At 40.2% G+C, this 12,847-nt stretch carries 9 protein-coding genes; 4 read left to right on the top strand and 5 right to left on the bottom strand.

Annotated elements, in window-relative coordinates:
• Window positions 1-59: 59 nt before the first annotated feature.
• Window positions 60-1,397, bottom strand: a complete 1,338-nt coding sequence (locus QQK02_RS01825) for a dicarboxylate/amino acid:cation symporter (RefSeq protein WP_284206234.1) — start codon at window positions 1,395-1,397, stop codon at window positions 60-62.
• 162 nt (window positions 1,398-1,559) lie between these two features.
• Between QQK02_RS01825 and QQK02_RS01820 the strand changes: the two genes are divergently transcribed.
• Window positions 1,560-4,016, top strand: coding sequence for an Ig-like domain-containing protein (locus QQK02_RS01820; RefSeq protein ID WP_284206233.1), 2,457 nt, complete (start codon window positions 1,560-1,562; stop codon window positions 4,014-4,016).
• Between the two features lie 65 nt (window positions 4,017-4,081).
• Here QQK02_RS01820 and QQK02_RS01815 read toward each other — a convergent pair whose 3' ends face one another.
• The gene (locus QQK02_RS01815) at window positions 4,082-5,188 is read right to left on the bottom strand and encodes an arginase family protein (RefSeq protein WP_284206232.1); all 1,107 of its coding nucleotides are present in this window, start codon (window positions 5,186-5,188) and stop codon (window positions 4,082-4,084) included.
• Between the two features lie 360 nt (window positions 5,189-5,548).
• Here QQK02_RS01815 and topA point away from each other — a divergent pair, with 360 nt between their 5' ends.
• Window positions 5,549-8,215, top strand: a complete 2,667-nt coding sequence (gene topA / locus QQK02_RS01810) for a type I DNA topoisomerase (protein WP_284206231.1) — start codon at window positions 5,549-5,551, stop codon at window positions 8,213-8,215.
• A 66-nt stretch (window positions 8,216-8,281) separates the two neighbouring features.
• On the opposite strand, the gene QQK02_RS01805 is transcribed toward topA, so the two are convergent.
• Together QQK02_RS01805 and QQK02_RS01800 are read right to left on the bottom strand one after the other, a co-directional pair.
• Window positions 8,282-8,719, bottom strand: coding sequence for a MarR family winged helix-turn-helix transcriptional regulator (locus QQK02_RS01805; protein ID WP_284206230.1), 438 nt, complete (start codon window positions 8,717-8,719; stop codon window positions 8,282-8,284).
• 4 nt (window positions 8,720-8,723) lie between these two features.
• The gene (locus QQK02_RS01800; RefSeq protein WP_284206229.1) at window positions 8,724-9,206 is read right to left on the bottom strand and encodes a glutathione peroxidase; all 483 of its coding nucleotides are present in this window, start codon (window positions 9,204-9,206) and stop codon (window positions 8,724-8,726) included.
• 149 nt (window positions 9,207-9,355) lie between these two features.
• Between QQK02_RS01800 and QQK02_RS01795 the strand changes: the two genes are divergently transcribed.
• Together QQK02_RS01795 and QQK02_RS01790 are read left to right on the top strand one after the other, a co-directional pair.
• A complete protein-coding gene (locus QQK02_RS01795; protein ID WP_284206228.1) occupies window positions 9,356-10,219 on the top strand; it encodes an NAD(P)-dependent oxidoreductase in 864 nt (287 codons plus the stop codon).
• Window positions 10,220-10,274: 55 nt separating this feature from the next.
• On the top strand, window positions 10,275-11,165 hold the full coding sequence (locus QQK02_RS01790) for a hypothetical protein (protein WP_284206227.1): 891 nt from the start codon (window positions 10,275-10,277) through the stop codon (window positions 11,163-11,165).
• A 13-nt stretch (window positions 11,166-11,178) separates the two neighbouring features.
• Here QQK02_RS01790 and sbcB read toward each other — a convergent pair whose 3' ends face one another.
• Window positions 11,179-12,645, bottom strand: coding sequence for an exodeoxyribonuclease I (gene sbcB, locus QQK02_RS01785; protein ID WP_284206226.1), 1,467 nt, complete (start codon window positions 12,643-12,645; stop codon window positions 11,179-11,181).
• Between the last annotated feature and the right edge of the window lie 202 nt (window positions 12,646-12,847).

Below are 12,847 nucleotides of genomic sequence, written 5' to 3'. Positions count from 1 at the left end.
CTCGCTGTTATACGAAAAAGGCGCTCAAATGAGCGCCTTTTTTATTGTCGGTATTTCGATTAATCTCTCATTTTATGGAAATCAATATCTTCAATCTTTTGGCCTGCATTTGGATCATTAAAAATGTCTTCGTTTAAATGTCCTTCAGACTTAGCGACTACCATAGTAACCATTGAATCACCCGTTACATTGACAGCAGTTCGCGTCATATCTAATAGGCGGTCAACACCAATAATTAAGGCAATGCCTTCTACCGGTAAACCAACCTGATTCAGTACCATCGCTAACATGATTAAACCAACACCTGGCACACCAGCTGTACCAATTGAAGCTAATGTCGCTGTTAAAATAACCATTAAGAAGTCAGATATCGTTAAGTCAACATTGAAAACTTGAGCGATAAATACCGTCGCTACACCTTGCATGATAGCAGTACCATCCATATTAATGGTTGCACCTAGCGGTACTGTAAATGAGGCGATGGAATTGTCAGCACCCATTTTCTTTGTCGTTGTTTCTAATGTGACGGGCAACGTAGCATTCGAGCTAGCGGTCGAGAAAGCGAAAATCACGGTATCACGCATTTTCTTTAAGAAGGTAATTGGGTTTAAACCGGTTAGCAGTTTTAGCACGATTGGGTAGGTAATCAATGCGTGCATAAATAATACAGCTAAAACCACCATGAAATAAGCGATGAGATTGCTGATAGTATCAATTGAAATGTCCGTGAATAATTTAGCTAATAAACAAAATACACCGTATGGTGCTAAGTTCATTAAAATAGTCACCAAGCGCATGATAACTTCATTTAAGTCAACAAATAGCTCAGCAATACGTTCACCAGCTTGTCCGGCTAACGCCGTTGCAATACCAAAAAGTAAAGCAAAAACGATAACCTGCAACATATTACCTTGAGCAAAAGCAGTAAAAGGGTTGCTAGGGAACATTTGGATAATAACTTGTGCTAAAGACGGAGCCTCTTTACTGACAAAGGCAGTGTCTGAAACCATGTTAACGCCTTCTCCAGGTGAAACTAGTAACGCTAATGTAATTGCACCGGTAATCGCGACAGCCGTCGTAATCAAGTATAAACCGATAGCCTTACCACCAATTCTGCCTAATTTCGCCGTATCGTTAAGTGAGCACGTGCCGCAAACTAATGAGACAAAAACAAGGGGAACAACTAACATTTTTAAGCTGGCTACAAATATTTGGCCACCAATTTCAAAAATACCATCAACAAAAAATGAGCGGAATGAAAAGTCAAAAAAGTAGAGTGGGATAACAAAGTCTGTGCCCTGCGGCATTAAGAGTTTTAGCAAGAAGCCCGTTAAAATACCAGCTATCATGCCGATAACGATGCGTTTAGTTAAATTATTAGATTTATTTTCAGTCATAAATTATAAAAGGATTGAGTTATTTACTTTGTTTAGCGTAGCAGTATTTGGCTTGATAAAAAACCTCTGAAAACAGGGATTTCGAATTTTGTCGTGACGTATTGCTTATTATTCGGTTAAGATAATGTTGCTTATTAAAATAACACTAGGGAGAGCCTGTATATGGAGCTACTTCGTCGCTTAAGTTTATTGCTTGTGCTTGTTACAGTCGTCAGTTGTGGCGGTGGTGGTGATGGCCTATCAAGGGATGGTAACGGGGGGGGTGATAATGGTGGTACAGATGACAGTACTATAACCGTTACGCTAACCAGTACAGATACGAATGTCACTGGGCAAGTACCTGTTACTATCAGTGCAACAGTACTTGAAAATTCTCAGCCAAAAGAAGGCGAACTCGTTACCTTTACAACAACGCTTGGCGCTTTGTCTCCTACATCAGGTACTGCTCGTACCAACGCAGATGGTATTGCTGATATTGTGTTAACGGCAGGCTCGGTTCGTGGCGCTGGTGCTGTTACTGCAACATTAGACTCTGGTGAAACCGCAAGTTTAACTTTTTCTACACAAGGTGATGATATTGGTGTAGTGGGTGATATTAATATTACCGTTGAACTTGTTGATGCTCAGGGTAACCCTACTGATTCAATCACCGCTTCTAAACCGGCTAAAGCGATTGCTACAGTTAATGGTATTTCTGCACCGTTGATAGTGACATTTGACGCAAGCATTGGTGATTTACCTATTCCTACGGCTATTACTGACGAAAATAATCAAGCGAGTGTTGATTTATTTGCTGGTACCAGTTTAGGTGCGGGAACAATCACAGCGAGTATTGAGTCAGGTGAAAGTGGGCAAGAAATTTTTGTTATCGGCTCTACGTCAGTATTTATGGGAAGCGGTACACCATTTGAAGAAGGTGTTGCTGACATTGACTTAGCTGGTAGCTTGTCTGCTGGTGGTACGGCTGTCATTACCGTCAATATTGTTGATGAAGCAGGCGAACCGTTTACAGAAGCGATTGATGTTAACTTCAGCTCTAGCTGTTCAAGTACAGCAGCGCCAACGGCTGTTATAAGCTCTCCTATTAATACGTCTAATGGTACAGCATCAACGACTTACCTTGCGCAAGGTTGTGTCGGTGATGACACCATTAATGTTACTGCTAATGCAGGTGGCATTAACTTATCAGCAAGTGCCGTTGTCAACGTTTTACCCGCAGATGTTGGCAGTATCGAATTTGAATCAGCAACACCAGCAACTATTTCTTTATTAGGTACTGGTGCAGTTGGAGGCTCAGAAAGTGCGACGGTTGTTTTTAAAGTATTAGATACAAACGGTGACCCAGTTAATGGTCAAACAGTAAACTTTAGTTTAAATACTGATGTTGGTAACGTTTCAATTAGCCCTGACAGTGCAACGACAAACGCTGAAGGTTTAGTTCAAACGGTAGTTAACTCAGGTACGGTGGCAACATCAGTACGTGTGCAAGCGGTTATCGATGGTAGCGATCCGGCGATCACGTCACAATCAAGTTTACTTGTGGTTTCAACCGGTATCCCTGATCAAGACAGTTTTAGTTTATCTGCCGATATCTTAAACCCAGAAGCTTGGGTAGTTGATGGGACAGAAGTAGAAGTTACTGCGCGTTTAGCCGATGCTTTTAATAACCCAGTACCTGATGGTACGGCTGTTTCATTTACTACGGAAGGTGGTTCAATAGAGCCAGCATGTATAACGGTAAATGGCCAATGTAGCGTGACTTGGTTTAGCCAATTCCCACGCCCTGAAGGTAAAACGCTTGCTGAAGAAGGTCGTGTCCCAGAAGAATATAATACTATGGGGCAAAAATATGGTGGTCGAGCAACGATTTTAGCAACGGCGATCGGTGAAGAGTCATTCCCAGATTTAAATGGTAATGGACGTTTTGATGCAAGCGAACAAACTGCATTTGAAGGCACAAATATCAGTGGGTTTGTCTATGATCTGAAAGAAGCGTTTGTTGATCATAACGAAGATGGCTTATATAACCCGCAAGAAACTGGTGGTGAAGCTGGCGGTGATATCGAAACATTTGTTGATTTTGATAACTCACAAGACTTCACCGTTAACGATACTCAATACAATGGCGTATTGTGTGCTATTCCAGCTCATGCTGGATGTTCAGCGCAAAAGTCAATCAACGTACGTCAACAACTTGTGATTGTCATGTCTGGCTCGTCAGCAAATTTCGTGACGGTTTCAACCAGTGATGCTGTTGTTTCAACGATTGATGATGACAATGATCCTGCTACACCAGAAGTGCCAAACCCAAATTATGATGTAGATGATAATACGGTGTATATCGCTGGTGAAAATGTTGGTTCAGCAAGCGTTATTATTGCTGATTTACATAATCAACCAATGCCTGCAGGTACAACAGTAACCTTTAATGCTACGGTCGGCTCAGTGCAGGGGACATCAAGTTTTACTTGGCCAAATGATAACCATAACGGTGGTCGTGCATTTGGTGTGTCAATTAAAGGGGAAACAGAGCCGAAATCAGGCACATTGCTTATTGAAGTTGAAACACCAGGCGGTGCGGTAACTACATATAATGCAATTAATATTGTTATCCTTTAGTCATTAACGACGAATAAAAAAGGCAGCGTAAATACGCTGCCTTTTTTGTATTTGGTTAACTATTGCTATTTATTCATTTCATTGATCATCAATGCAGAAAGGTTACCTGCTACCTCGAGTGTTTTAGCCACAGCTTCTTGACCGCGACCCGTACTGTCAGTAAATGGCGCTATTTCCATCATGTCTGCACCCGTTATCAGGTAGATTTCAGCTAATGCTTTGATAATTTCCTCTGCTTCTTGAGGGTATAAACCATCTGGCTCTGGTGTCCCTGTTGCAGAAGCAAATTCTTGGTCAATTGCATCGATATCGAAACTGACGTAAAGCTCATCAATCGATTCTGGCGCTAACTGCGCTTTGATCCTTTCGATAATGACATTAACACCTTCTTCACGTACTTCATGCGCCCAGTGTTGTTTCACACCAAAGGTATCTTCCCAATGTGACTTAGGTTTACCACTTGAACGAATACCAACTTGAATTAAATGATTTGGTGCATGTAAATCATCTAAAATATGTGTACACCAAGAGCCAAAACATAAATCTATCCCTAATCGTTCATGCAATAAATCTGTGTGAGCGTCAAAATGGATAATTGCAGCGCGCTTACCTTGCGCTTTCTTCGCGACTAAATATGCTTTTGTCAGTGGGTAACTAATTGAGTGATCGCCACCAATACCAAAGATGCCTTTTTCAGGGAATTCACGGTAGAAATCATGCAGCGTTTCTTCTGTGATACTGAGTGGGCTTACCGGTAAGGTACTGTTTTCATTTTGATAAAGGGCGCGTCGACAGTTGCTTAATGTCGCTTCATTTAAATACTTGTCGTGCAATAAATGTGGAATAACACGCACATCACCTAAATCAAATACGGATAGGTTAGGGTGCTGCTCAAGTAATGTCGAGCGAACAAATAGTGGTCCCCAGTTAGCGCCACGTAAAATACCACCACCACAATCAGAGGCAATCCCCAACATCACTGCGTTGCAGGCCGACGGTAGTTTTTCAAATGACTGGTGCCAAAGCGCATCAATATTTTTTGTTTGGCCAAACAAGCTGTAGTGAAGGGCTTCTTTACGTTCTTTTGCTGTATTTACCGTAAATACACCATTGCCAGGTGGGCAAAGGGTTTGCTTGATGTTTTCAAAAAATTCCTGTTTAGAGCTTGTCATAATTTTCTCGAACTTACTTGTTTGAAGTGAAAATGACCACATCTTATGAATAATTATTGTTTTTATTTGCAAAAGATGGCAATTGCTTGGCTTTTATTGAAAAAAGCTATTACCTTTTCATGCAAAGTTTATTATGATGTGGCGCCAAAAATTTGGGCGTCATTATATCTAAATAGAAATATTTGGCTAATATAAAAAAATTATTACTTGTCAGCCTCGCGAATAATAGATATATCTAATAGTTATTTTAAAAAGCTTGTTATAAGTGTTTTTATTCATCATCGCCCAAGCTCATCCATTATATAGTGCGATACATGAAAGCTAGGGGAATCACCCCTTTATTTAGGAATTTTAGAACATATGGCAAAATCACTGGTCATTGTAGAGTCACCAGCTAAAGCTAAAACGATCAACAAATACTTAGGCAAAAACTTTGTCGTTAAATCGAGTGTTGGTCATGTCCGTGATCTTCCAACGGGAAGCTCAGGAAAAAAAGTTGCTGCCAAGTCGCCGGCTGAAGTAAGAAAAATGGCGCCTGAAGCAAAAGCAAAATATAAAGCAAAACGTGATAAGCAAGCATTATTTAATCGCATGGGGATAAACCCTGAAAAAGATTGGCAGGCTGATTATCAAATACTGCCAGGCAAAGAAAAGGTCGTCACAGAATTAAAGAAACTTGCAGACAATGCTGACACTATCTATCTCGCAACCGATTTGGACCGCGAGGGAGAAGCGATTGCATGGCACTTGAAAGAAATTATTGGTGCCGATGATGATAAATATAAGCGCGTGGTGTTTAATGAAATTACCCAAAACGCGATAGAACAAGCGTTTTCTGAACCAGGCGAATTAAGTATGCCTGGTGTCAATGCCCAACAAGCACGACGCTTTTTAGACCGTGTTGTTGGCTTTATGGTAAGCCCATTATTATGGAAAAAACTTGCTCGTGGCCTGTCAGCAGGGCGAGTTCAATCCGTAGCAGTAAAATTAGTCGTTGAAAAAGAACGTGAAATTAAAGCATTTATTCCTGAAGAGTTTTGGGATATTCATGCAGACACGTTAACTGCAGACAAGACCTCACTAAAACTTGCTGTTACTCATGAATTGGGTAAAGCGTTTAAGCCAGATAACGAAACGCGCACAATGGCTGCCGTTAAGTTATTAGAAAATGCAAGTTATCAAGTAAGTAAACGTGAAGATAAGCCTTCTAAAAGCTCATCATCAGCACCGTTCATTACATCAACGCTACAACAAGCGGCAAGTACCCGCTTAGGCTATGGTGTTAAGCGCACAATGGGCTTAGCACAGCGTTTATATGAAGCTGGTCACATTACCTATATGCGTACCGACTCAACGAATTTAAGTAAAGATGCCGTAGAGATGTGTCGTACTTATATTCGTGACAGCTTTGGCGATGACTACCTGCCTGAAAAAGCGAAAGTTTATGGTGCTAAGTCAAATGCACAAGAGGCGCATGAGGCGATTCGCCCATCTAATGTAAAATTAGAAGCAGCTTTGTTGATGGATATGGACGCCGATTGTAAAAAACTTTACGAATTAATCTGGCGCCAGTTCGTTGCTTGTCAAATGACAGCAGCTCGCTATGACGTTTCAACATTAACAGTAAGTGCCGGCGATTATGATCTTAAAGCCAAAGGCCGTGTGATGAAGTTTGACGGTTGGACGCGTGTGCATCCTCAACTGTCAAAATCTGATAAAGATACACATCTCCCTGATTTACAAGTTGGTGATGAATTATCATTAGTTAATTTAGAGCCAGCACAGCACTTTACTAAGCCGCCTGCGCGATTTGGTGAAGCATCGTTAGTAAAAGAGTTAGAAAAGCGCTCTATTGGCCGCCCATCGACGTATGCGTCAATTATTTCTACTATTCAAGACCGTGGTTATGTACGTTTAGAGAATAAACGTTTTTATGCTGAAAAAATGGGTGAAATCGTTACTGATAGTTTATCTGCTAGTTTTAAAAACTTAATGAACTATGACTTTACTGCGACGATGGAAGCTGAACTCGATCAAATTGCTGCTGGTTCACAAGACTGGAAAGCATTGTTAGACGAGTTTTACAAAAACTTTACTGAGCAATTATCAACTGCTGACAAACCTCAAGACGAAGGTGGTATGCCAAGCAATGAAGTTGTCCTTACAGATATTGATTGCCCAACGTGTGGTCGTAAAATGGGCATTAGAACAGCCTCTACAGGTGTATTTCTTGGTTGTTCAGGCTACTCATTGCCACCAAAAGAGCGTTGTACAACAACCATGAACTTAACCTCTGGTGAAGAGGCTGTTAGCGTTTTAGCTGAAGATCAAGAAACTGAAGCATTACGTGCAATGCATCGCTGTCCTAAATGTTCAACAGCAATGGATAGCTACTTAATTGATGAAACGCGAAAGTTACATGTTTGTGGTAACAACCCTCAGTGTGATGGTCATGAACTTGAGCTTGGCGAATTTAAGATTAAAGGCTACGACGGTCCAATCATTGAGTGTGACAAGTGTGGCTCTGATATGGAGCTTAAATCTGGGCGATTTGGTAAGTACTTTGGTTGTACCAACGCAGATTGTAAGAACACACGTAAATTATTGAAAAGCGGTGAAGCTGCGCCACCTAAAGAAGATCCGGTGCAATTACCAGAGCTACCTTGTGAAAAGTCAGAAGCACACTTCGTGTTACGTGACGGTGCGGCTGGTATTTTCTTAGCGGCTAATACTTTCCCTAAATCAAGGGAAACTCGAGCACCTAAGGTTGCAGAACTCAGTCGCTTTAGAGATAGAATTTCTCCTAAGTTTTATTATTTAGCAGACGCGCCGGCAAAAGACCCTGATGGTAACGAATCTATCGTTCGCTTTAGTCGCAAGACAAAAGAGCAATATGTAATGACTGAAGTTGATGGCAAAGCCACTGGCTGGACAGCAAAATATATTGATGAAAAGTGGGTGGAAGAAAGTAAAAAGAAAGCGAAACCTAAAGCAAAGGCTAAGCCTAAAGCAAAAGCTAAAAAATAGTGTTTAAGGTGACAGAAATAAAAAAAGCTCAACGTTGTTGAGCTTTTTTGTTTTAAATCTTAGCACTTATGTATTTGCAGTAGTGCTGATCAGTTTATCAAGCAAGTAGGTTAACTGCGTAAATTCACTTTCTGATAACCCTGTTTTGCCAAATAAGGTTAACGGGATATCAATTGCTTGCGCTTTAAGCGCTATACCCGACTCAGTTAAAGAGATAAGCACCGTTCTTTCATCTTCTTCACTACGTGTGCGTTGAACTAAGCCATTTGTCTGCATTCTTTTCAGTAAAGGTGACAACGTACCAGAATCGAGCTCTAAGGTCTCACCAAGCGACTTTACTGACAGTCCTTCACTGGTTGATTGCCATAGGGCTAACATAACCAAATATTGCGGATAGGTTAGGTTTAACGACTTTAATAGGGGCGCATACATCTTCGCCATTCGTTTATTTAAACGATACAGGCGAAAACATAACTGATTTTCAAGCGCTAAATGATTGGCCATTTTTTTACGCTAGTTGTGCTTTTATGTCAGCTTCAATCGCTTGAGGTTTAGTGGTAGGCGCGTAGCGTTTGATCACCTGTCCATCTTTGCCAATTAAGAACTTTGTGAAATTCCACTTAATTTTTTTAGTACCTAAAATACCTGGTGCTTCTTGTTTAAGGTGATTAAATAAAGGGTGAGTTTGCTCACCATTAACGTCTATTTTTGCGAACAGCGGGAAGCTAATATTAAAATTCAAATCACAAAACGATTTGATTTCATCATTTGAACCTTTTTCCTGTTGTCCAAATTGGTTACAAGGGAAAGCCAATATTTCAAAGCCTTGATCTTGATATGCTTTATAGATGTTTTGTAAACCTTCATATTGCGGTGTAAAACCACACGCACTTGCGGTATTTACCACTAATACGACTTTGCCTTTATATGCAGACATTTCAATGTTTTCACCTTTAAAATCTTCTGCGCTGAACTGATAAAATTGACTCATGATCTATAATCCTCTCGTTAATTAAAATAATGGTAGTGCAAAATTAAGTTGTGTGCAATCTATTTTTGCAGAGTAGAAAATTCTTGGTTTTTAATTGTTGTTAATGTTCGCTTTTTAGATAGAATGCCTAAAACTATTAGGAGTCATTAATGAAAGTAGCATTCATCGGGTTAGGTGTCATGGGTTTCCCTATGGCAGGTCATTTACAAAACGCTGGCTATAAAACAACGGTTTATAATCGTAGCGAAGCAAAAGCAATAGCTTGGCAGAATGAATTTTCTGGCAATATTGCTGCAACACCTAAAGATGCGGCGCTTGAATGTGATGTTGTTTTTTGCTGTGTGGGCAATGATGATGATGTAAGAAGCGTCGTTTATGGCGATTCAGGTATTCTTGCCGGTTTAAAACAGGGTGCTATTTTAGTTGATCATACAACGGCATCAGCCGAATTGGCGAAAGAGCTTGATAAAGCCTGCCAAGATAAAGGCTTTGGTTTTATTGATGCACCTGTTTCTGGTGGTCAAGCAGGTGCTGAAAATGGTGTTTTAACTGTGATGTGTGGTGGTAGTGAAAGTCATTTTGCCAAAGTAGCACCAGTGATGGATGCCTATGCGCGTTTTACACAATTAATGGGGGATGCAGGTGCAGGCCAGTTGGCTAAAATGGTCAATCAAATTTGTATCGCTGGCGTCGTTCAAGGTTTAGCTGAAGGTTTTAACTTTGCAGAAAAAGTCGGATTAGATCCAGATAAGCTGGTTGAAACGATATCTAAAGGAGCGGCAGGCTCATGGCAAATGGAGAACCGCTATAAAACGATGTTTGCAGGTGAGTATGAATTTGGCTTTGCCGTTGATTGGATGCGAAAAGATCTTGGCATCGCTTTTGAGCAAGCACAGCAACATAATATTGAACTACCGATGACCCGCATGGTTGATGGTTATTATCAAGAAGTACAATCTATGGGCGGCAATCGATGGGATACGTCTAGCTTGATTGCACGGTTTAAGAAGTAGATAAGCCAAATTTAAAAAAAGCCTCTATACTTTAGCTAATCGTTAGAGGCTTTTTATGTCGTTAAAATATTTACAGCTATTTTTTTGCGTTGTTTTTTTAGTGCAAGCTACTGATGTACTTGCACATTCTTCCGTTAATGAATCTTCTGATCCTACAGATAACTTAGTACCCATCGATATTGTTATTCCCGGCCCGTTAGATGGTAACAAAGTGAGAAACCCGTTTATTGAAGGCTTACTTCGATTAGTTTTTCGTAAAGAGAACTATCGTGTAAATATTGTTTACCATAAAAGAAGTTATACCCAAGGTAGGGCGTTAAAAGAGCTCAGCGATGGGAGCGAGATAGACTTAAATTGGTCTACTACCTCAAAAGATAGAGAAGCGCTATTAAGAGCAATTAAATTTCCATTATATCGAGGGTTAATAGGTTGGCGAGTTGCCTTAATTCGACCATCTGATCAAGCATTGTTTTCTGAAGTGAAAACCAAGCAAGATTTACAGCAGCTTTTAGCCGTTCAACGCTTTGATTGGACAGATTACGAAGTATTTAAAGAGAATCAGCTACCAATTGAAGGCAATTTTACGTTTCCATTATTATCAAAAGCTATTACATCTGGTATTGCAGACTATTTTCCTCGCTCTGTTTTAGAAGTGGTAACAGAGTCGGAGCATGAGCGTAATAAAGCTCTTGTCATTGAAGAGTCACTTTTATTTAAGTACAAAGCCGCCTATTACTTTTTCGTTCAAAAAGATAATGAAGCATTAGCAACTATTCTTGAATCAGGGTTAGAAAAGGCGTTTGTTGACGGCAGTTACCAAGTTTTATTTACGCAACATTTTGGTCATTCTTTAGCTAAACTAGGGTTAGATGAGCGTGTGGTGATTGAGCTCAGCAATACAAGCTTTCCAGTAGAAGAACACGCGGAAAAGTATTGGTTAAAGTAATGAGTGAGCTCTATTACTGGCTTATATAGTTGTATAATGCCTTTAAAATGGCCATTTTATTTTCGTTACTTTCATGCTCATAAGCTAAGTTTTCAAGTTTTAGCATGTATTCCTCAGCACTTAATATGCCTTTACCACCGAGTTGTATTTTATCTTTGCAATACAATTGCCATTGTTGTTTTTCTTCTTCGTTTAGCAAGTGCGGGTAATTTCTTGCTCTAAATCTAAATAACATAGGTGCAAGGCGAGGATCTTGAAACTCAAATGGGTGCAATGCTAACTGCTCGGCTGGCAATTGATGCAATACCGACATTTGTGCTTTATCACCATCACTAAAGAATGAACCTGAATAAAGCGCATGCTCTGCGTCTTCTTCAAGAGTATTATCATAGGTGCTCGTAAAAACTTCCGTTAAGGTTTCACGAAGCTCTAGGTGCTGCTTTAATTTCGCTAAGTTAGCTAAGCAAGCTTCTCTATCTATACCAAGTCGCTCTGCGTTTTCTGGTAGTAAGGTTTTAGCTGGAGCGACAACAGGGCACTTGTTAACATGAATCAGCTTTACTGGAATCGGCAACTCATCTTCGGCTAAATCTTTATATGAGGTATAGAGCCTTTCTTTTATTTGCGCAGCGTCGAGTGTTAACAGCGGGCTAATGTCTTTAGCTAAGTCGACACAGATAACCGCATTTTTATTTGTCGGATGGTAACTTAGCGGCGCGAACCAGCTTGTACACCCATTGGCTGATGGAATTTTACTTGTCGTATGAACAATCGGTGTCATGTTATAAACATCAATATGTGCACTGACTGCTTTTTTATTTTTAAGATCAAAAATGAATTGATAAAGCTTAGGTTGTTTTTCCTTAATCAACTTTGCCATTGCAATGGTCGCATAGACATCGCTCATTGCATCATGGGCTGCTTCGTGGCTTATGCCATTTGCTTGTGTTAGCAATTCTAGCCTAAAGCTGACAATACCGTCTTCATTTTCTGGCCAATTAATACCTTCTGGACGCAGAGCATAACAGGCGCGAACCATATCGATAATATCCCAACGACTATTACCATTTTGCCATTCTCGCGCATACGGGTCGTAAAAATTACGGTAAAGCAAATAGCGCGTAACTTCGTCATCAAAACGAATGCTATTGTAGCCAGCAACACAAGTATTTGGTGCAGAAAATAAACCATGAATACGTGCGGCAAATTCTGCTTCAGGTAAACCTTCTTTTAACGCTTTTTGTGGCGTGATACCAGTAACTAACGCGGCTTCGGGTTGCGGCAAATAATCAGCTGGTGGCTGACAATAAAAGACTTCAGGCTCACCAATAATATTTAAATCATAATCTGTTCTAATAGCAGCAAATTGTGAAGGCTTATCGTACTTTGGTGATACGCCCCAGGTTTCATAATCGTGCCATAAGATCGTTGGTTGATTATTATCTGGCGTTTGGTTGTTTGCTTGGCTTTGATGCATCATTTATTACTGGGTTTCGTTGGTATATGCACTTTTACTTAAACTCGCCCTTAAATCTGTCATCAGATCGTCATAGCGATTTATCTATGAATCAGGCAAGATAAGCGTGCTTGTTAAGCGAGCATCATAAACCTTTTAGGTAACCAAATCGAGGTTATTCATCGGGCAAACTTATGAATTATTGTATATTTAGTTACATTCGTAC

Origin of the sequence: Thalassotalea eurytherma (genome assembly GCF_030161415.1) — a bacterium.
Taxonomy (GTDB): domain Bacteria; phylum Pseudomonadota; class Gammaproteobacteria; order Enterobacterales; family Alteromonadaceae; genus Thalassotalea_G; species Thalassotalea_G eurytherma.
Note: the sequence above shows the minus strand (reverse complement) of the source record. Positions and strands in the feature narration are given on the sequence as shown.

Bases quoted from the DNA above. Each gene is read 5' to 3' on its own strand.
- QQK02_RS01825 (WP_284206234.1), bottom strand. From the start codon at position 1,397: ATGACTGAAAATAAATCTAATAATTTAACTAAACGCATCGTTATCGGC.
- QQK02_RS01820 (WP_284206233.1), top strand. From the start codon at position 1,560: ATGGAGCTACTTCGTCGCTTAAGTTTATTGCTTGTGCTTGTTACAGTC.
- QQK02_RS01815 (WP_284206232.1), bottom strand. From the start codon at position 5,188: ATGACAAGCTCTAAACAGGAATTTTTTGAAAACATCAAGCAAACCCTT.
- topA (WP_284206231.1), top strand. From the start codon at position 5,549: ATGGCAAAATCACTGGTCATTGTAGAGTCACCAGCTAAAGCTAAAACG.
- QQK02_RS01805 (WP_284206230.1), bottom strand. From the start codon at position 8,719: ATGGCCAATCATTTAGCGCTTGAAAATCAGTTATGTTTTCGCCTGTAT.
- QQK02_RS01800 (WP_284206229.1), bottom strand. From the start codon at position 9,206: ATGAGTCAATTTTATCAGTTCAGCGCAGAAGATTTTAAAGGTGAAAAC.
- QQK02_RS01795 (WP_284206228.1), top strand. From the start codon at position 9,356: ATGAAAGTAGCATTCATCGGGTTAGGTGTCATGGGTTTCCCTATGGCA.
- QQK02_RS01790 (WP_284206227.1), top strand. From the start codon at position 10,275: ATGTCGTTAAAATATTTACAGCTATTTTTTTGCGTTGTTTTTTTAGTG.
- sbcB (WP_284206226.1), bottom strand. From the start codon at position 12,645: ATGATGCATCAAAGCCAAGCAAACAACCAAACGCCAGATAATAATCAA.